Source organism: Streptomyces sp. NPDC107454, assembly GCF_055582885.1.
This window is the reverse complement of the sequence record NZ_JBVJPA010000011.1, coordinates 318,119-338,324: the sequence shown is the minus strand read 5'-3', so window position 1 is coordinate 338,324 and position 20,206 is coordinate 318,119. Positions and strand designations below refer to the sequence as shown.

Below are 20,206 nucleotides of genomic sequence, written 5' to 3'. Positions count from 1 at the left end.
TGCATTCCTTCAGGAGCGCCCCCGTGAATCAGCCTGCCGAAAACCAGACCCAGTCAGGCGCAGTCAGCCTCGCGCAGTCCTCCCCGACCGTCGGTACGTTCCGTGAGCGGGACGGCGCACTGGAGTGGAGCGGCCGTCAGGAGACCGTCCGTATCGAGCCCTGGGGCCCGGACGCGGTCCGGGTCCGCGCGCGCCTGGGCGGCCCGGTCCTCGAAGGCCTCCCCGGCGCGCTCCTCGACGAGCCGCCGGCGACCGAGAGCACCGTCAAGATCCAGGACGGCGAGGGCCGGCTGACGGTCGGCGCACTGACCGTCGAGGTCGGCGCCGAGGGCCAGGTCCGCTTCCTCCGCACGGCCGACGGCACGGAACTCCTCGCCGAGGAGCGCGCCCACTTCTGGTGGCCCGGCCCGCGCCTGTACACCCCGACGGGCAACGGCCATCACCGCCTGGAGCAGCGCTTCGCCGCGTACGAGGGCGAGAAGCTGTACGGCCTCGGCCAGCATCAGCACGGGCTGTTCGACCAGAAGGGCGCGGTCCTGGACCTGATCCAGCGCAACGCCGAGGTCACCGTCCCGGTGCTCACCTCCAGCCGCGGCTACACCTTCCTGTGGAACTCCCCCGCGATCGGCCGGGTCGAGCTCGCGGGCAACGGCACTCGCTGGGTCGCCGACTCGGCCCGCCAGCTCGACTACTGGATCACCGCGGGCACCCCGGCCGACGCCCAGCGCCGCTACAGCGCCGCCACCGGCCGTACGCCGATGCTGCCCGAGTGGGCGGCCGGCTTCTGGCAGTGCAAGCTGCGCTACCGCACGCAGGACGAACTCCTCGACGTGGCACGGGAGTACAAGCGCCGGGGCCTGTCACTGTCCGCCATCGTCTGCGACTTCTTCCACTGGACCCACCTGGGCGACTGGAAGTTCGACCCGGCCGAGTGGCCGGACCCGGCGGCGATGCAGCACGAGCTCGCCGGACTCGGCGTCAAGCTGGTCGTGTCCGTGTGGCCCTCGGTCTCCCCGCTGTCCGAGAACCACCCGCTCATGGAGCAGCGCGGCTACTTCATCGGCACCCAGTACGGCCCGATGGCTCACGCCGACTGGCCCGACAAGGAGGTCGCCTCCACCGTCCAGGTCGCGTTCTACGACGCGACGAACCCCGAGGCCCGTGACTTCCTGTGGTCGCGCGTGAAGGACAACTATCTGGACCCGTACGGCATTTCCGCCTTCTGGCTGGACGCCTGCGAGCCGGAGCTGAAGCCGGGCTTCCAGGAGAACCTGCGCTACCACGCGGGTCCCGGTCTGGAGGTCGGCAACCTCTATCCCCGCGAGAACGCCCGCACCTTCTACGAGGGCATGCTCGCGGCGGGCGAGACCGAGGTCGTCACCCTCAACCGCTCGGCGTGGGCCGGCAGTCAGCGCTACGGCGCCGCCCTGTGGTCCGGCGACATCGGCACCGACTTCGCGACCCTGCGCCGCCAGATCGCCGCGGGCCTCAACACCGCGCTCTCCGGCATCCCCTGGTGGAACACCGACATCGGTGGCTTCCACGGCGGCGACCCCGACGACCCGGCGTACCGCGAGGTGATGGTCCGCTGGTTCCAGTTCGGCGCGCTCTCCCCGCTGATGCGCCTGCACGGCTTCCGCGACCCCGGTATGCCGCTGGGCCCCGACATGACGGGCGGCCCCAACGAGGTCTGGTCGTACGGCGAGGAGGCCGGCGCGATCCTGGAGAAGTACCTGCGGCTGCGCGAGCGGCTGAAGCCCTATGTGCTGGACGTCATGCGGGAGGCCCACGAGGAGGGGCTGCCGGTGATGCGCCCGCTGTTCCTCGAGTTCCCCGAGGACCACGCCGCCTGGTCGGTCGACGACTCCTACCTCTTCGGCTCCGACCTCCTGGTCGCGCCGGTGCTCACGGCGGGCGCGACCGTGCGTACGGCGTACCTTCCGGCGGGCGCCTGGTGGACCGACGCGTGGACCGGTGAGACGTACGAGGGCGGCACGGCCGTCACCGTCGACGCCCCGCTGGACCGCATCCCGCTGTTCCTGCGGGACGGGGCGCGGCTGCCGGTGGCGGAGTAGCCGCGCGCGTGTGGGGGAGGCCGGGCCGGCCTCCCCCACACGCCCTGGGGCATTGGTCAACTACTGCTGACCGAGAGGCTGTTGGTCACGAAGTCCAGGCCACCGGACGAGGATGTGATCTCGAAGCCGAACTGGAGGTCGCCGATGGTCACGTTGCCGAACCAGCCCTTGGTGTCCTTGATCCACTTGAGAATCGGCAGGACGTCGACGGTGCCGGAGCTGGAGTTCGAGGTGCGCACGAAGGAGAAGACGTCGTTGGATCCGTTGTTGCCCTTGTAGACGGTCCAGGTGTGGCCGCCGAGGGTGAGGGTGCCCTGCGAGGTGCCCAGCGGACCGACGGCTCCGGTCTTGTTCACCCAGAGCATGACCTCGTACTTGTAGCCGGTGTCCCAGATGTCGTACGACGTGTTGTACGCGCCGGACGACGGGACCGTGACGTTGTAGCCGCTGGTGAGCGAGCCGAGCGAGGTGATCGACTTGTTGATCACCTTCTTGGCGTTCGGGTACGACTTGATGCCGCCGGTGTTGGGGTGGTTGGCCCACACTCCCCAGTTGGTGCCGGAGTTGGCCCAGATGCACTGGCTGCCCGCGCCGGAGCCCCAGATGTTGTTGTAGAGCGTGTACCCGTTGAGGCTGGTGTTCCCGTACTGCTCGCAGGAGTTCCAGACGGCCGCCTGGGCGGGGGCGGAGGCGAGGCCGACGGTGGCACCGAGCGCGAGCGCGGGGGCCAGCAGGGCCTTGGCCGCCCTGCCGAGTGTCCGTGTTGCCATGGTGTCCCTTCCATGGGTGGGGGAACTGCGGGTGCTACTGCGGCCCCAGGGTGAGGACGCAGTCTTCTCCGGCGCTCAGGGAGAGCGGTCGCGCGCCGGCGGAAGTCCTGAGATCGATCCGCGTGCTGCGGCTGGGGCGGATGACGGCCGTGCGCTCCTCCGGGCTCCAGGTCAGGTCGACCTCGGCGCCGAACCGGGTGCGGATGCCGTGGAGCCGGCCGCTCGGGTACGCCGTGGGGAGCGCGGGGAAGAGGACCAGTCGGCCGGGCGTGGAGTGGACGAGCATCTCGATGAGCACGGCGGGGAGCGTGTGGGCGGCGTCCGCGTTGTAGACGTGCCGGTTCGGGTAGTGGCCGCTCATCAGGGAGACGTGGAAGAAGTCCCCGGCCAGGACGTTGTCGAGGGCCCCCGCCACCCGCGCCGCGTCCCGCAGCCGGGCCGCCACCAGGGCGTGGTGGAGGTGGCCGTGCGCGGAGTCGTTCTCCGCGCCGCGCAGTACGAGGGCGCGGTGGGCCGCCGCGGCGAGCTCGGGGGTGTCGTACGGGTTGATCTCGTCGAGCGGCCAGACGCCGTAGAGGTGACTGAGGTGCCGGTGGTTGTAGGTGTCGTCGAGGCCGGGCCAGGCCCACTCGGCGAGTGCCCCGTCGGCGTTGACGCGGTGCGGCGGCAGCCGCTCGACGAGCGCGCGCCAGCGCTCGGCGTCGGGTCCGGGGTGGTGGTCGGCGGCCGTGCGCAGGGCGTGACGCGCCGCGGAGAGGTCCATGGCGGCGTTGAGGGTGATCCAGCGCGCGGTGGCGGGACGGTTCTCCGGCGAGTACGACGGCACGATCACGACGTGGCCGTTCTCGTCGGTCCGGGTGAGGAAGTCCTCGTAGAACCGCGCCACTTCGGCGAGCGCGGCGGCCAGGCGCGGGTCGCGCGCGCCGCGCGTCTCGTCGTGGTCCACGAGGGGTTTCAGCAGCCAGTCGGCGCCCGCGGTCCACACGTGCAGCGGGTACTCGCGGCTGAGGTGGTAGATGTGCCCGGACTCGCCGTCGGTGTGCGCGGGGGCGACGACACCCCGGGCGCCGAAGATCGCCCGGGCGTTGTCGCGCCAGTGCGGCAACTGGCCGTGGATCAGGGCGGCATGGGCCTCGGACACCTCCGGGAGCGCCGCCGCGGCGGCCGACGCCGTCTGGAGGTTGACGTTGGCGTCGGTGGTGAAGGCCCCCGACCATGCGGTGTCCCAGTCGCCGGTCCACAGCCCGGTCAGCCGTGGCGGCAGCATTCCGGCGGCGGACAGCAGGTGGTAACGACCGGCCGCGAAGAGCCGTTCGAGCAGGGCGGGGCTCTTCGGACGGCGGACCAACTCCGACCCCGGCAGCGCCCGTTCGGCCGGGTCTGCGCCCAGCTCCAGACCCGCCCGCAGGTAGGCGGGTCGGTGCAGGGCGGTGTGCCGGGCGAGGAGACGGTCGTACGCGTCCTCGTCGCCGTCGGGCAGCAGGGCGCGCAGCTCACGGGCCTCGGCGAGCGTGTCCCACTCCCCCTCGTGCCGCCGCACCCGCGTGAGCAGCACCACCGAACGCGCGCCCTCGACCCGGATCCCGGGCGGCGCGGTGAGCGTCCGGCCCCCGGTGACCACGGCGAGCGTCACGCCGGTGTACGCACGCTCGCTGCCCGGATAGCGGGCCCGCAGGGTGAGGAGAGCGCCCTCGGGCGTGCGCACGCAACCGTGGCCCACCGCCAAGTCGGCGGGGACGCCCGGCAGTCGGTGATCGAGCGTCACGTCGACGGTGAGGTCGGCCTCCGTCACGTACTGGACGATGACGTCGTCCGCGCGTGACACGAAGACCTCGCCGCGCCTGCCCCCGCACTCGACGCGGACGACACCGGTGGTGAAGTCGACCTCGCGCCGGTACGCGCGCGACTCCCGTGGCGCCCGGCGCAGCCGCACCTGGAAGGCCGGGTGGAAGGGCTGCACCCACAGCAGCCCTCGCCCGTCGGTGAAGTCCTCCCCGGCGTCGGCATCACCCGCCAGCAACCGGTCCTGGACGCTCTTCAGCCGTTCGGCCAGCTCGGGCGGCCGGGCGTGCTCACTGCCGTTCGGGCGGACCAGGGAGTGATGGTTGACGATGACCCGGTCGTCGTTCGGATCACCGAACACCATGACGCCGTGTCGGCCGTTCCCGCTCAGGAAGGCGTCCTCCCAGCGGGCGGCGGGGGCGGGCTCCCAGGTGCCGTGGACGGGGCCGCCCGCGGGCTCGCTCATGGCGCTGCCTCCAGTACGACGACCCCGTACCGCCCCAGCTCCACGGCATCGACGACGACCTCGCCGGTCAGCAGGTCGCGGTGGCGTCCCGGCACCGGCACGGTCACCGTGTCCCGCCCGTGGTGGAGCAGGAACAGCAGTTCGCCCCGGCGTACCGCCTCCACGTCCGCCGGGAGGTGGTCGAGTGGCGGCCGTACGCCCGCGTCCTCGGCGATCCCGGCGAGCAGCGGCCACAGCGCCTCGGGCTCGGGGAGGGTGGACAGGTACCAGGCGCGGCCCTTGCGCAGTACGGCCGGAAGACCGTCCAGCTCGCCGCCCTTGTACCGGACGACCGTGTAGGTGTCGTCCGCGGCCTCGATCTCCTCGGACCACAACGTGCCGCGGAAGCCCTCGGCCCCGACCTTCTCGTCGGCGTCCAGCGGCCACCACTCGTGCAGGGTGCGGATGCCGAAGAGTGCGCGCAGCCGCTCGTCCATGCCGCCGGGCCGCACCCGGTCGTCCTGGTCGGCCACGCCGGTCAGGAAGCCGGAGACGAGGGTGCCGCCGCCGCGCACGTACCCGACGAGGTTGTCGATCGCCCCGTCCGTCAGCAGGTACAGCTGCGGGACGACGACCAGCCTGTACGCGGACAGGTCGTGCTCGGGGTGGGCGAAGGAGGCGGTGATGTCCGCCTCCCACAGGGCGCGGTGCCAGGCGCGTACGACGCCCTGGTGGTCGACCTCGCAGGACAGCCGCCCGTCCTGCTGACTCGCCCACCAGGCGTTCCAGTCCAGCAGTACGGCGACGTCGGCGCCGACGACCCGCGTGCCCGTCACCTTGTCGCCCAGCAGGGCGAGTTCGGCCCCGATCCGCTTGACCTCCTGGAAGGTGCGGCCGTGCTCCCCCGCGTGGCTGACCATTCCGGAGTGGAACTTCTCGGCGCCCTGCCGGGACTGCCGCCACTGGAAGTAGCAGACGGCGTCCGCGCCGCGCGCGACGGCCTGGAGGGACCAGAGCCGGTTGAGCCCGTGGGGCTTCGGGTGGTTCACACCACGCCAGTTCACGGGCCCCGCCGCCTGCTCCATGACCATCCAGGGCCCGCCGCGGGCCTGTGAGCGGGTCATGTCGTGGATGAGCGCGCCGTACTGGGCGCCGAGCGGGTCGCGCGGGTCCGGATAGATGTCGACGGAGACCACGTCCTCCCGCTCGGCCCACGCCCAGGCGTCCTGGCCCTGCCAGAACGGCATGAAGTTGGTGGTCACGGGGATGTGCGGGGTGTGCCGGACGACGATGTCGCGTTCGGCGAGATAGCACTCCAGGAGGGCGTCGGAGGTGAAGCGCTTGAAGTCGAGGACCTGGGTGGGGTTGTTCATGTAGTGGGCGTGGCGCGGCGGGAGAACGCCTTCCCAGTCGTCGTAGCCCTGGCTCCAGAAGGCCGTGCCCCAGGCGGTGTTGAGGGCGTCGAGCGTGCCGTACTTGCCCTGGAGCCAGCGCCGGAAGGCGGCGGCCGCCTCGTCGCCCCAGTCGTAGGTGCAGTACTCGTTGTTGATGTGCCACATCGTGAGGGCGGGATGTCCGCCGTAGCGGGCGGCGAGGTCCTCGGTGATGGCGGCGGCGTGGCGCCGGTAGACGGCGCTGGAGTGGGCGAAGTGCTGGCGGCCGCCCCACCACTCGACACGGCCGTCCGCGTCGCGGGGCAGGGTCTCCGGGTGGAGCCGGCCCATCCAGGGCGGGGGCGAGGAGGTGGGGGTGGCGAGGACGACCCCGACGCCGTTCTCGTGCAGCAGGTCCATGAGCCGGTCGAGCCAGCCGAACTCACGGGCTCCGGGCGTCGGTTCGAGCCTGGCCCAGGAGAAGACGCCGACGGTGACGGAGTTGACGCCGGCCTCCTTCATGAGCCGTACGTCCTCCTGCCAGAGCTCCTCCGGCCACTGCTCGGGGTTGTAGTCGCCGCCGAAGAGGATGCGGCCGCGGGTGGCGTCGCCGAGACCCGGTCGCCGGCGGGTCGGCGTCGGATTCTCGTGTGTCGGCATCAGACCGGCTCCCCGTACTGGATGCCACGCCCGTTCGTACCGAGGTACACACGGCCGTACACGCGCGGGTCTCCGGTGATGACCTCGCCGGTCCAGCCCCACTGGTGGGCGTCGTCGTTGATCCGCACCCAGGTCCCGGCCGCGTCGTCGGAGCGGTAGACGGCGGTGATCGTCTCCGTGGAGCCGACCTGGTAGACGGCCGGGTAGTCGGCGCCGTCGGCCGCCTTGCCGAAGCCGAGCGTGTACGAGGCCCAGCAGCTGGCGGCCTTGGCGAAGGTGACTCCACCGTCGGTGGACCGGTAGAGCCCGTTCCACTTCACGCTCAGCCAGAGGTCACCGCTGCGCCCGGGTGCGGCGGCCAGCTGGAACTGGTCGTCCCCTGAGGGCAGTCCACCGGCACGGGCGGCGAAGGAACGGCCACTGTCACTGCTGGCGTACAGCGTTCCTGTGTCGGTGTCGTACGCGTAGAAGAGCGTCGGGTCGGCCGGGTCGGCGACCGGCGTGGCGCCCTTCGGGAAGGAGGAGACCTCGGACCAGGTCGCGCCGTTGTCCGCCGAGCGGTGAGCCGCGTACTTCGTGCCGTCCCAGTGCACGAAGGACCACAGCAGCGTACCGCCGTCGGCGCTGGTGGCGATCGGCCCCGGTGCGTTCCTGGCGATGTCGGGCTGGGCCGTGAAGGGCGCCCAGGTCCGCCCGCCGTCGTGGGAGTACGCGCCGTTGCCGTGGTCGCCCCAGCCCGTCCGGACGACGTACGACGGCTTGGCCGCGGCCTGCGCGAGTCCCGTCGCCGACCCGAACACGGGGTTCGTCGCCATGCCGCGCGACGGAGACGCCGTGAGCCGCTCGTGGTACATCACGCCGATGTCCCCGAGTCCGCTGATCAGATGCGCCTCCCCGGCCGGGGGTGAGATCAGCAGGCGCACGGCCGTCTCCTCCAGACCACGGATCCGTGGCGCCCAGCGTCTGAGGTCGCGGGTGCCGTAGAGGGTCGCGCCGGTCCCGTAGACGAGGTGCCTCGAGTCGTACGGGTCGAGGGCGAGCGCCTGGATCCACCAGCCGAACTTCGGCCGGTCTTCTCCCCAGTTGAGGAAAGGAGTCTCGGACACGTCGAAGACCGCCACGTCCTTGAGGGACGCCCAGGTACGGCCACCGTCGGTGGACCGGAACACGGTGTCGCCGTCGGCCCACCGGTTGTTGGTGGAGACTACGACGGTGCCCGCTCGGCGGGCGTCGACGGCGACCCCGCCGTAGCCGAAGGTGTCGCTGCCGCCGGGCTGGACGGGGGTGACGTCCCTCCATCGGTCGGTGGCGGTGGCGAGCTTGTGCACGCTGCCGGCCGACTGGCCGTTGGGCCCGGGGGCGTCGGCGTACGTCACGTACAACTCGCGGGTGTGGCGGTCGTAGGCGGCGCGGATCGGAACCTTGGCCGAGGTGCCGGTGGGCTGCCCGGGGACGGGCTCCCAGGTGGTGCCGTCCATGGTGCGACAGAGGTTGACGGCGGTCGCGGTCCCGTCGCCGTCACCCCACCCGGCGTAGACGGCACGGCCGACGGCGACGAGGAAGGTGACACCCTGCCCGGAGGCGCTCGCGGTGGCCGGGAAGCCGCTCACGACTGCCCAAGTGGCGCCCCGGTCGGACGACTTGAGCAGCCCGTCGTGTCTGGTCCCCAGCCACAGGGTGTCGCTGTCGCGCGGGTCGACGAGGAGCCGCTCCCCGGCCCCTCGCCCGTCCTCGTTGGCCCCGAGCTTCACGTCCAGGTCGCTGCGGGTCCAGGTCGTACCACGGTCCTCGGAGCGGAGGATCGCACCGTTGCCCGCCCACGACTGGGCGTACGTGCCGAGGGCGAGGTAGAGCCGGTCCGGGTGCGCGGGGTCGACGGCGAGCGCCTCGACACCGAGCAGGTTCCAGTCGTCCCAGCCGAGGTGGTCGGTGAGCGGGGTCCAGCGGGCGGCGCGCTCGTCCCAGCGGTAGGCGCCGCCGATGTCGGTCCGGGCGTAGGCGAGCCCGCGTACGGCCGGGTGGAACAGCACACCGGTGATGAATCCGGTACCGCCGATGACGGCGTTGCGCCAGCGGTAGGAGGAGGTGGCGGCGGTGGCCTCGGCGGCGTGCGCGCGGCCCTGGAGAGGCGCCACGGTGGTGAGCGCGGCGGTGGCCGCAGTCCCGGCGAGAACGGCCCGGCGGCTCAGTCGGGACGCATGCATGACATACCTCGTTCCACGGAGAGACGGTCAGGGGAGTTGCCTGAGGGGCGCGGGAACTTCAACGGGCGCCGCTCAGCCCTTCACCGCGCCCGTCAACATGCCCTTCTTGAAATGCCGCTGCACGAACGGCGACAACACGGCCACCGGCAGCAACGCCATCACCATGACGGCCATCTGCACCGCCAGGCCGGACAGTTGGCCGGTCTTGATGGCCTGGCCGAGGCCCACCGGGGCCTCCTGCTTCTGTACGAGCTGGATCATGACGTTCTGCAGCGGCATCATGTTCTGGTCGTTGAGGTAGAGCGAGGCGTTGAACCAGGCGCTCCAGTACCCGACGGCGTAGAACAGGGTGATCACCGCGAGGACCGCGCGGGAGAGCGGCATGACGATCTGCCACAGAATGCGGACGTCACCGGCGCCGTCGATGCGGGCGCTGTCGATGAGTTCCTGCGAGATGCCCATGAAGAAGCCGCGCAGCACCAGGATGTTGAAGACGCTGATCGCGCTCGGGAGGATCAGCGCGAGATAGCTGTCGGTCAGGCCCAGCGACTGCACCAGCAGATAGGTCGGGATGAGACCGGCGCTGAAGAACATGGTCGCCAGCAGCGCCAGCAGGATCCAGCGGTGGCCGAGCGAGCCGATGCGCGAGAGGCCGTAGGCACACAGGACGGACACCGCCATGGAGAACAGCGTGCCGACGAGGGTGATCAGGATGCTGATGACCGAGGCGCGGGTGACCTGGCCGCCGCTGAGGAGTTCCTTGTAGGCGACGAAGGTGATGCCCTTGGGCACCATCACCAGGCCGCCGGCCTCGTCGATGGTCTTCCGCGAGGAGAGGCTGGTGACGATGACGATCCACAGCGGGAAGAAGATCCCCAGGCAGGCGAGGGTCAGCACGAGTCCCTTGCCCGCGAGGCCGGCCTTGCTGGGCTCCTCCTCCCACGTCGGCCGGGGCGGCGCCGCCAGGCGGCCGCGGCCGCGCACGGGTTTGTCGATGACGGCGGTCACTTCTTGTACACCCCCTGCTCGCCCATGAGATGGGCCACCTTGTTCGCGGCGAGGACCAGGCCGAGGCTGACCACGCCCTTGATCAGTCCGGCGGCCGCCGCGTAGCCGAAGTCCTGGTTGCGGACGCCGTTCCACCAGACGAAGGTGTCGAGGACCTCCGCCGCTCCTGGTCCGACGGCGTCGCGCTGGAGCAGGATCTGTTCGAAGCCGACGGTGAGGGCGTCACCGACGCGGAGCACCAGCAGCAGGGCGATCACCGGGCGCAGCGCGGGCAGCGTGATGTGCCACATGCGGCGCCAGCGGCCCGCGCCGTCCATCGCGGCGGCCTCGTACAGGTCCGGGCTGACCGAGGACAGCGCGGCGAGGAAGACGATGATCCCCCAGCCGGCGTCCTTCCACACGCTCTGCGCGGTGATCAGGAATTTGAAGGTGTTGGGGTCGGTCATGATGTCGAGACCGTCGTACCCGTGCTGCCGCAGCAGCTGCGAGAGGATTCCGGCGCCGCCGAAGAGCTGCTGGAAGACGGCGATGACCAGCACCCAGGAGAAGAAGTGCGGCAGGTACAGGACGGCCTGCGCGACCGCCCGGACCCTGGGCCTGACCACGCTGTTGATGAGCAGCGCGAGGACGATCGGGATCGGGAAGTACAGGACGAGCTGGAGGAAGAACAGCACGAGGGTGTTCTGCACGGCATCCCAGAACGCCGAGTCCCCGAAGACCCGTTGGAAGTTCTCGATGCCCACCCAGGGGCTGTGCAGCATGGAGACGATGCCGTTGTCGCTGATGTACGGGTCGTAGTCCTGGAAGGCGACGATGTTGCCGAGGATCGGCACATAGTTGAAGAGCAGGACCAGCAGGACCGCCGGCAGCGTCATCAGGAGCAGGACGCGGTCGCGTCTGAACCTGAGCCGCAGGCTCACCTTCCCGGAGGGGCGTTTCTCCCGGGAGCCGGTGGCGCCGCCGGACGCCACCGGGGTTTTCTCTGTCGTGTCGGCCTCGGTCCCGCTCCGAGGCACCGTGCTGTGGGACACGGCCGTTCTCCTTGCCTCGGTGCCCGGTCAGCTCGCCGCCGGGCCGTTCTCGTCGAGCAGCTTCTTGTACCAGTCGCGCAGGTTGTCTCCGCCCTTGCTCCTCCAGTCGGAGACGGCCTGCTGCATGTCGCTGATCTTCTTGCGGCCGCGGACGATGTCGTCCTCCAGCTGCTCGAAGTCGTTGGAGAGGTTGGTGTAGCGGGACGGCTCGGTGATCTGCATGCCGTAGAAGGAGGACTTCTTGGTGAAGGCGCCCATCCGCTGCTGCCACTCGACCTGCGCCTTGGCGACCTCGGGGAAGTCGGGGTGGGCGATGGTCGCGGTGGGGCTCGCGACCATGACGTAGGCGTTGATGACCTCGTTGTTGCCCTGGTCGGTCTTGGTGGGAACGCCGTTCTTGACGGTGTAGTGGGTGCCCTCGACGCCGTAGTTGGTGAGCATGTACTCCTTGGTGCCGTACGGCGCGGCGGTGACGTTGGCGACGGCCAGCACGTCACGGATGACGGACTCGGAGGCCTTCTTGCTGACGAAGGCGAAGATGCCGGCCGGCTGCTCGGCCCAGAGGGTCGGGGCACCGCCGTCGTGGCCGAAGATGTCCATGCCCCAGATCTTGTAGTCCGGGTTCTGGGTGGCCTGCTCGGCGGTGCGGCTCCACCACTGCGAGATGTTCTGGGCGTAGATGAGGAACTCGCCGGCCGCGAACTTGGGGCCCGCGTCGGTGGCCGCGCTCTTGCCCAGCTTCGCGTCCGGGTGGACGTATCCGGCGGCGAAGAGCTTGCGGGTCCACTCCAGCGCTTCGAGGTACTCCTGGGTCTCGATGCGGTAGACCAGCTTGCCGTCGACGAGGTTCCAGCCGAGCGGCTTCTCACTGCCCGAGAGCACACCGAAGGACTGGAAGGCGGTCCACTTCATGTCGAGGCAGGCCCACCGCTTGGCCTTGGCGTTGGTGATCTCCTTGCACAGCGCCATGAACTCGTCGGCCGAGGTGGGGATTTCGTACCCCTCCTTGTCGAAGATGTCCTTGCGGTACAGGGGCACGATGCCGGTGACGTACGGGGACGGCTGCGGCAGGCCGCGCAGCTTGCCGCCGAAGAGGGAGCGCTGCCAGGCGTCCGTCGGGATCGCCGCGAGATTCGGGTACTGCTTGATAGCGTCCCCGGAGAGATACGGGCCGAGGTCCGCGAACTTGCCGATGATGGCGCTGGGTATCTTGCCGCCCATGTTCCAGCCGGGGATGACCACGACGTCCGGGATGTCGCTGGAGGCCAGGACCGCGCCGAGCTTCTGGTCGTAGGTGTTGCCGTCCTGGTTCTGCCACTCGACGTCGACGCCGATCAGGTCGTTCATCGCCTTGTAGTAGGCGTTGTCCGACTTCGGCGGGGATCCCCAGAACGGGGACATGATGCTGACCTTGCCGCCCTTGCCGAGCTTCTTCGGGACCGAGGTCTTCAGGCCGGCGATGTCGAGCTTGCTGGTGAAGCCGACCGCGGAGCCGTTCTTGGCGGCGATGTCAGGGGTCACCACGTTGGTCGCGACGTAGGCCGGCAGCAGCTTCTTGGCGCTCTTGCCCGCCGACGTGCCCCCGCCCGAGCCGCTGTCCGAGCCGCCGCAGGCGGCGAGCAGCGGCATTCCTCCCGCGACCGCCGCGGCGGCGACCGCCGTGGAGGCGAGGAAGCTTCTCCGGCTGGGAGCGGAGGGGGCGGAGGTGGCGGTGTTCGGCGTCATTGCGTCAACCCTTCGTGGCGCACAGCAGGACACCCGGCGGTGGAGCCGTCGGCTGCGGTGTCTTGAGTGGAACTGGCTGAGCTGAAGCGGTCCTCGGAGGACTGCGTGGAAGTCTGCGTGCCCCGAGGGAGCCGCTCCACTAGTCGAAGCGCTTCGATGTTGCTGCGAGGTTAAGTGAACACCTGGGGGTGCACAAGAGCCGATTCCAAGATTCCTCGGAGGTGTGAAGGACTGGACCGGCCTCGCCGGGCGCCTGAAATGCCAATGAGGAAACGGAGTTGTTGCGTCGAGGTGTCTTGACACCCGCCCCTCGGGCGATCGAGCATCGAAGCGCTTCGAAAGCACCCCGTCGCTCCACCGCAAAGGGATCACCACGTGACCGCACAAACGCCGCCTACGCCGCCTTTTCGCGATCCGCAGCTGCCGTTCGCGAAGCGCATCGACGATCTGCTGGCACGGCTCACGCTCGACGAGCGCATCGCGTTCCTGCACCAGTTCGCGCCTGCCGTGGAGCGGCTCGGGGTGGCCGCGTTCCGCACCGGCCAGGAGGCACTGCACGGTGTGGCGTGGATGGGCCCGGCGACGGTCTTCCCCCAGGCCGTCGGCCTCGGCGCGACCTGGAACGACGCACTCGTACGCCGCGTCGGCGAGGCGGTCTCGGCCGAGGTCCGCGCGATGCGCGCCCGCGACGACCGGGTCGGCCTCAACGTCTGGTCCCCCACGGTCAATCTGCTGCGCCACCCGCTGTGGGGCCGGGGCGAGGAGGGCTACTCGGAGGACCCGAAGCTCACCTCCGCGATCGCCACGGCGTACACCCGGGGCCTGCGCGGCGACCACCCCGACTACTGGCGCACGGCCCCCGTCCTCAAGCACTGGCTCGCCCACAACAACGAGACGAACCGGGACACCACCTCCTCCTCGGTCCGCCCGCGCGTGCTGCACGAGTACGACCTGCGGGCGTTCCGCGCGACCGTCGAGGCGGGTGCGGTGGCGGGTGTGATGCCGGCGTACAACCTGGTCAACGGCCGCCCCAACCACGTCTCCCCGTACCTCGGGGAACACCTGCGCACCTGGACGGACCAGGACCTCCTGGTCTGCTCCGACGCGGGCGCCCCCTCCAACCTGGTCGACTCCGAGCACTACTTCGACACCCACGAGGAGGCGACCGCCGCCGCGATCCTGGCCGGGGTCGACAGCTTCACGGACCACGGCACGGACGGTTCGAAGATCGTGGACCGGGTCCGAGGGGCCTTGGAGAAGGGCCTGTTGAGCGAGGCGGACATCGACACGGCGGTCCGCCGCCAGCTCGCGATCCGCTTCCGGCTCGGCGAGTTCGACCCGCACACGGACCCCCATGGCGGCACCTCGGACTTCGACACCCCGGCCCACCGCGCGCTCGCCCGGGAGGCGGCCGAGCAGGCGATCGTCCTCCTCAAGAACGACGGCCTGCTGCCCCTCGGCCCGGGCGTGCGCGTCGCCGTCGTGGGCCTCCTCGCCGACGAGTGCAAACTCGACTGGTACAGCGGCACTCTCATCCACCGCTCCACACCGCTGGAGGGCCTGTACGAGCGCTTCGGCGCCGAGCGCGTCGACTTCGCCGAGGGCGTGGACCGCGTACGCCTGAGGACCTCCTCCGGTACGTATCTGTCGGTGCCCCTCGCCGGGGACGCGGACGACGCGGTGCGCGGCGCCGAGGGTGCGCTGGACCCGGCCCTGCTCGCGGGCCGCACGGACCTGCCGCCCCTCACCACCGACGCCACCGGCAGCGACCTCGCGCTGATCGACTGGGGCGAGGGGCTGCTGACCCTGCGGGCCCCCGACGGCCGCTACCTCTCGGTCGCGGAGGACGGATACCTCCGCGCGTCCGCCGACCAGCCGGGCGGCTGGGTCGTCCAGGAGACGTTCCGGCTCGAACCGGCGGGTTCCCGCTCCGGATCCCATGGGAGCGGCCACCTCCTGCGGCACGTCGGGACGGGTGGGCATCTCTGTGTCGCCGCCGACGGCGTCAGGGTTGCCGACGACGCGCCGGAGATTTTCGAGCTGGAGTTCACCGAGCGCGGCGAGGACGCCGTGGCCCGCGTGGCGGAGGCGGCCGACGTCGTCGTGGTGGTGGCGGGCAACGACCCGCACATCAACGGCCGCGAGACGCAGGACCGCACCACCCTCCGGCTCCCCGCCCATCAGGAGCGCCTGCTGCGCGCCGCCCGCGCCGCGAACCCGGCCACCGTCCTCGCCCTGGTCTCGGCGTACCCCTACGCGGTGGACCCCACCGACCTCCCCGCCGTCCTGTGGACCGCGCACGGCGGCCAGGCGGCGGGCACCGCCCTGGCCCGCGTCCTGGCCGGCGACGTGTCCCCCGCGGGCCGCATCCCGCAGACCTGGTACGCCTCCGACGCGGACCTGCCCGACCTGCTCGACTACGACGTGATCGGCGGCCGCCAGACGTATCTGTACTTCGAGGGCAGCCCGCTGTTCCCGTTCGGCCACGGCCTCGCGTACACGACGTTCGCGTACCAGGATCTGGAGGTCACCGAGGCGCGGGCCGCGCTGAAGGTCTCCTTCACGGTCACCAACACGGGCGAGGCGCCGGCGGACGAGGTGGCGCAGCTCTACGCGCGCGCCGTGGACCCGTCGGTGCCGCGCCCCCGCCGCGAACTGCTGGCCCACCGGCGCTGCCACCTCTCTCCCGGCGCTTCGGAGCGCCTGACCTTCGTACTCCCCCTCTCCGCGCTGGAGTTCTGGGACGTGGCGGTCGGCAGGCCCCGTCTGGAGCCGGGCGCGTACGAACTCCTCGCGGGCGCGTCGAGCGAGGACATCCGGCTGCGCACCACGATCACCCTCACCGGCGAGCCCGCCACCCTCCGCCCGGTGCGCGAACGGGGCCTGGACGCGGTCGACTTCGACGAACAGCGGGACACCGAGATCGTCGACCGTACGAAGGTGTCGGGTGACGCGGTGACGCCGAGGGCCGACGCGACGGGTGAACTCGTCCACCGCGGCTGCGACTTCGCAGCCGGTGTCACGCGGGTCGAGGTCGAGGCGTCGGGCGAGGGAGTCGTCGAGGTGTCGCTGGACGGGGGCCCCTCACTCGCGACGGTCACCTTCGGCGGGACGCAGGGCCCCTACGACTACACCACCGTCGGCGCCGAGTTCGCCGCCGACGGTGTGCACGACCTGCGTCTCAGGCTGCGCGGCCCACTGCGGCTCGCGCGGGTGGGCTTCTCCGGTTGAGGGTCCGGACAGGCCGACCACCAGGGGCCCGGCACCGGAAGGCATCGGTGCCGGGCCCCTTCGGGAGACTGTCTGAAAACGATTTTCGCTAGCCAGAGGGGGCGCGGAGCGCGCCGCCCCCTTAGAGTGCGAGGCCCGTCAGGACGAGGACCCGCTCGTAGGTGTAGTCGTCCATCGCGAACTTCACGCCCTCGCGGCCGACACCGGACTGCTTCACACCGCCGTACGGCATCTGGTCGGCACGGTAGGACGGCACGTCGCCGACGACCACGCCACCGACCTCCAGCGCGCGGTGGGCGCGGAAGGCGACCTGCAGGTCGTGCGTGAACACGCCCGCCTGGAGGCCGTACTTGGAGTCGTTGACGGCGGCGAAGGCCTCCGCCTCCCCGTCCACCTTGCGCACGGTGAGGACCGGTCCGAAGACCTCCTCGCAGGAGATCGTCGCCTCGGCCGGTACGTCGGCGAGCACGGTCGGCGCGTAGGAGGCACCGTCGCGCTTGCCGCCGGTGAGGAGGGTGGCGCCGGACCGGACGGCCTCGTCGACCCAGGACTCCACGCGCTGGGCGGCGTCCTCGCTGACCAGCGGGCCGACGTCCGTCTTGTCGTCGGACGGGTCGCCGTTGACCTGGGCCTCGACGGCGGCGACGATGCGCGGCAGCAGCCGGTCGTAGACCGACGCGTCGGCGATCACCCGCTGCACGGAGATGCAGGACTGGCCGCCCTGGTAGTTCGAGAAGGTGGCGATGCGGGTCGCGGCCCAGTCCAGGTCCTCGTCGCTCGCCCAGTCGGCGAGGACGACGGCCGCGCCGTTGCCGCCGAGCTCCAGGGTGCAGTGCTTGCGCGGCACCGAGTCCATGATCGCGTAGCCGACCTTCTCGGACCCAGTGAAGGAGATGACCGGGAGCCGCTCGTCCTGGACGAGGGCGGGCATCCGGTCGTTGGAGACCGGAAGGATCGACCAGGAGCCGGCCGGCAGCTCGGTCTCGGCGAGCAGGTCACCGATGATCAGGCCGGAGAGCGGGGTCGCGGGCGCCGGCTTCAGGATGATCGGCGCGCCGGCGGCGATGGCCGGGGCGATCTTGTGGGCGCACAGGTTGAGGGGGAAGTTGAAGGGCGCGATGCCGAGGACGACGCCCTTCGGGAAGCGGCGGGTGAGGGCCAGGCGGCCCTGGCCACCGAGGTCGGTGTCGAGGCGCTGGGCCTCGCCGCCGTTGAAGCGGCGGGCCTCCTCGGCGGCGAACCGGAAGACGGACACCGCGCGGCCGACCTCGCCGCGGGCCCACTTGATCGGCTTGCCGTTCTCGGCGGAGATGAGCTGCGCGATCTCCTCGGTGCGCTCGACGAGGCGCTTGCTGACGTGGTCGAGGGCGGCGGCGCGGACGTGGGCGGGGGTGGCGGCGAACTCGTCGCGCACGGCGTACGCGGCGGCGACGGCCTCCTCGACCTGTGCCTCGGTCGGGACGCTGACCTGTCCGACGACCCGGCCGTCCCACGGCGAGGTGACATCGAAGGTGGTCTCACCGGTGGCCTGGCGGCCGGCGAGCCAGAAGGCGTGGGTGGAAGTCATGTCGAGTCCCGGCCCTTCCGAGGTTGAGGTGTCCTTGGCGTTCGTGCTCCACGGTAGGGCCGGGGCGGCGGGAGGTCGTTTGTCCGGGACGTAGCAGTACCGGGTCGTGGCACTCCGCTTTGGCGCGATCGAGGTGCCCCCCCCAAAAAAAGCCCGCGCAGTTCCCCGCGCCCCTGAACCCGGGGCGGGTGCCTGATGCGAGGCGCAGCCCCGCCCCAAGGGGCGCGGGGAACTGCGCGATCAGCCCCCGCCGACCCGCAGCCGAACGAACCCCGGCCGACGAGACACTCGGGGCCCAGCCCCGCCCCAAGGGGCGCGGGGAACTGCGCGACCAGCCCCCACCGACCCGCAGCCGAACAAATCTCAGCCGCCGAGACACTCGGGGCGCAGCCCCGCCCCAAGGGGCGCGGGGAACTGCGCGAGCAACCCCCACCGACCCGCAGCCGAACAAATCTCAGCCGCCGAGACACTCGGGGCGCAGCCCCGCCCCAAGGGGCGCGGGGAACTGCGCGATCAGCCCCCGCCGGGCCGCGGACGAAGAACCGACCCGGGGCCCCGGGTCGGCGGCGGCGCGGGCGAGGTACCCGCCCGGGGTTCCTACTCCCCCGCCGCCGCCGTCGCCTTCAGCGCCAGCCAGAGTTCCATCCGGACGTCGGGGTCGTCGAGGGAGCGTCCGAGGATCTCCTCGACGCGTCGCATCCGATAACGCAGGGTGTGCCGGTGCACACCCAGGTCGGCGGCGGCGGCGTCCCACTGACCGTGCCGGGACAGCCACGCCCGCAGCGAGGCGACCAGATCCCCCCGCCCGGTGGCGTCGTGCTCGTTCAGCGGGCGGAGCAACCCGTCCGCGAACGCCCGCACCGCGTCATCGGCGAGCAACGGCAGCACGGACCCCGCCGCCAGCTCCTCGTGCTCGACCAGCGACCGCCCCCGCCGCCGGGCCACGGACAGCGCCTGCTCGGCCTGCTTGTACGCGGCGGCCGCGGCGATCGGCCCGGCGGGGGCCGACAGTCCGACGACCAGTTCGTCCTCGTCGCCCACGGGCTGCTCCCGGGTGGCGATCCGCGCGGCGTCCAGCGCGGCCGCGTACTCCCCGCACGCCGTCACCGCCGCGCCTCCGTCCACGGCGAGCACGACCAGCCGCTCCCCGTCGGGCACGACGAGCACGGACTCACCGGAGCGGGCGGCGGCGGACTCGACGATCTCGGCGAGCCCGCCGAGCGGGTCGCCGTTCGTCGGGTCCGGCACCACGACGGGCGCCTTGGACGGCTTCGCGGCGGCCACGCGCGCGTGCCCGTCCGCGTGCGCCCGCGCCGCCGAAGCGGACGCCGACTCGGCGAGGATCAGCCGGAAGGGCGCGTCGAGCAGTTCCCCGTAGAGGTCTCCGGCCACGGTGCGCGCGTGCTCGGGCTGCCCGGCGAGCAGCATGCGCAGCACCGCCGCCCCGATGCGCTGCTCGGCGGCGTGCAGCGACCGTGAGCGTTCGGTGGTGAGGGTCAGCAGTGCGATCGCGGAGTGCACGGCGTAGCGCTCGGCGGTGCCGAGGGCGGCGGCCGTTCCGACGGCGAGCGCGGCGCGGGGTCGGCGGCCGGTGCCGAGGGAGTGGAGTTCCACGCGGTCCTCGCCGCCGACGACGGAGCTGGCGGGCGCGGGGCGCTCACGCAGCCGCTCCACGTCGGGGGTGATGCGTGCGGCCCGCCGCCCGGCCCACTCGGGTGCGGTGGCGACGACGGCGCCGGACGCGTCGTACAGGGCCGCCCAGCCGTCCACCTGTCCCGCGAGCGCGGACAGCAGCCCCTCGGGGCCGTCGTTCAGGGCCTGCTTCGTGAGTTCGCGCTGCGCGGCGAAGCCCGCCGTCACGGCCCGGTACTGGTCCGCGGCGATCGCGGCCGACACCGCCTTGCTGATGGCCAGGAAGGGGGTGCGGCGGGGGACCTCCAGGAGCGGCAGGCCCTCTTCCTCGGCCGCGTCGACCAGGGCCTTCGGGATCTCGTCGTAGTTGACCCCGACGGCGAAGCCGAGCCCGACGACACCGGCTCCCACCAGCCGCTTCACATAGCGCCGCATGACGTCCGGATCCTCCGCGTCCAGCTGGAGCGCGGTGATCAGCAGCAGTTCCCCGCCCTCCATGTACGGCACGGGGTCGGCGAGCTCGCTGACGTGGGCCCAGCGGACGGGTACGTCCAGACGGTCCTCGCCCGCCCGCACGGTCAGTTTGAGCGCGGAGTGGTGGACGATCGAGGCGAGCGTGGGGCGCATGGGACCTTCAGGTCTTCACAGGATCTTCGACGGTCACGGGCAGTGTGATCTTTTGGCCGCAACGTATGAACGACCT

11 protein-coding genes are annotated in these 20,206 nt (G+C 71.4%); 2 read left to right on the top strand and 9 right to left on the bottom strand.

Going from position 1 to position 20,206, the window contains the following annotated elements; genetic code table 11:
• Positions 1-23 precede the first annotated feature (23 nt).
• Entirely contained in the window at positions 24-2,075 is a 2,052-nt protein-coding gene (locus ACZ69M_RS28920) for a glycoside hydrolase family 31 protein (RefSeq protein WP_470054292.1), read from the top strand.
• A gap of 56 nt (positions 2,076-2,131) precedes the next feature.
• Here ACZ69M_RS28920 and ACZ69M_RS28915 read toward each other — a convergent pair whose 3' ends face one another.
• The 7 genes from ACZ69M_RS28915 to ACZ69M_RS28885 all read right to left on the bottom strand — a co-directional run bounded on the left by ACZ69M_RS28915 (position 2,132) and on the right by ACZ69M_RS28885 (position 13,073).
• Positions 2,132-2,845 carry a glycoside hydrolase family 12 protein gene (locus tag ACZ69M_RS28915; RefSeq protein ID WP_099920399.1) on the bottom strand — a complete coding sequence of 238 codons (714 nt, stop codon included), beginning with the start codon at positions 2,843-2,845 and terminating at the stop codon, positions 2,132-2,134.
• Positions 2,846-2,879: 34 nt separating this feature from the next.
• On the bottom strand, positions 2,880-5,093 hold the full coding sequence (locus ACZ69M_RS28910; RefSeq protein ID WP_470054290.1) for a glycosyl hydrolase family 95 catalytic domain-containing protein: 2,214 nt from the start codon (positions 5,091-5,093) through the stop codon (positions 2,880-2,882).
• Positions 5,090-7,105, bottom strand: a complete 2,016-nt coding sequence (locus tag ACZ69M_RS28905) for a beta-galactosidase (RefSeq protein ID WP_470054288.1) — start codon at positions 7,103-7,105, stop codon at positions 5,090-5,092. Before ACZ69M_RS28905 ends, ACZ69M_RS28910 begins: the two co-directional genes overlap by 4 nt.
• Positions 7,105-9,309 (bottom strand): 1,4-beta-glucanase, encoded by a 2,205-nt coding sequence (locus ACZ69M_RS28900; protein WP_470054286.1) that lies wholly within the window; start codon positions 9,307-9,309, stop codon positions 7,105-7,107. Before ACZ69M_RS28900 ends, ACZ69M_RS28905 begins: the two co-directional genes overlap by 1 nt.
• A gap of 72 nt (positions 9,310-9,381) precedes the next feature.
• Positions 9,382-10,317 carry a carbohydrate ABC transporter permease gene (locus tag ACZ69M_RS28895; RefSeq protein WP_470054285.1) on the bottom strand — a complete coding sequence of 312 codons (936 nt, stop codon included), beginning with the start codon at positions 10,315-10,317 and terminating at the stop codon, positions 9,382-9,384.
• Positions 10,314-11,348, bottom strand: a complete 1,035-nt coding sequence (locus ACZ69M_RS28890) for an ABC transporter permease (protein WP_470054283.1) — start codon at positions 11,346-11,348, stop codon at positions 10,314-10,316. Before ACZ69M_RS28890 ends, ACZ69M_RS28895 begins: the two co-directional genes overlap by 4 nt.
• A gap of 27 nt (positions 11,349-11,375) precedes the next feature.
• Positions 11,376-13,073 carry an extracellular solute-binding protein gene (locus ACZ69M_RS28885; RefSeq protein WP_470054281.1) on the bottom strand — a complete coding sequence of 566 codons (1,698 nt, stop codon included), beginning with the start codon at positions 13,071-13,073 and terminating at the stop codon, positions 11,376-11,378.
• Between the two features lie 375 nt (positions 13,074-13,448).
• Here ACZ69M_RS28885 and ACZ69M_RS28880 point away from each other — a divergent pair, with 375 nt between their 5' ends.
• Positions 13,449-16,304: a glycoside hydrolase family 3 C-terminal domain-containing protein gene (locus ACZ69M_RS28880; RefSeq protein ID WP_470054279.1), complete on the top strand. Its 2,856-nt coding sequence runs from the start codon at positions 13,449-13,451 to the stop codon at positions 16,302-16,304.
• Between the two features lie 121 nt (positions 16,305-16,425).
• Here the strand turns inward: ACZ69M_RS28880 and ACZ69M_RS28875 are convergent, their stop codons facing one another.
• Both ACZ69M_RS28875 and ACZ69M_RS28870 read right to left on the bottom strand, forming a co-directional pair.
• Positions 16,426-17,871: an aldehyde dehydrogenase family protein gene (locus ACZ69M_RS28875; protein WP_470054277.1), complete on the bottom strand. Its 1,446-nt coding sequence runs from the start codon at positions 17,869-17,871 to the stop codon at positions 16,426-16,428.
• Positions 17,872-18,468: 597 nt separating this feature from the next.
• Positions 18,469-20,130 carry a PucR family transcriptional regulator gene (locus tag ACZ69M_RS28870; RefSeq protein ID WP_095852321.1) on the bottom strand — a complete coding sequence of 554 codons (1,662 nt, stop codon included), beginning with the start codon at positions 20,128-20,130 and terminating at the stop codon, positions 18,469-18,471.
• Positions 20,131-20,206 lie beyond the last annotated feature (76 nt).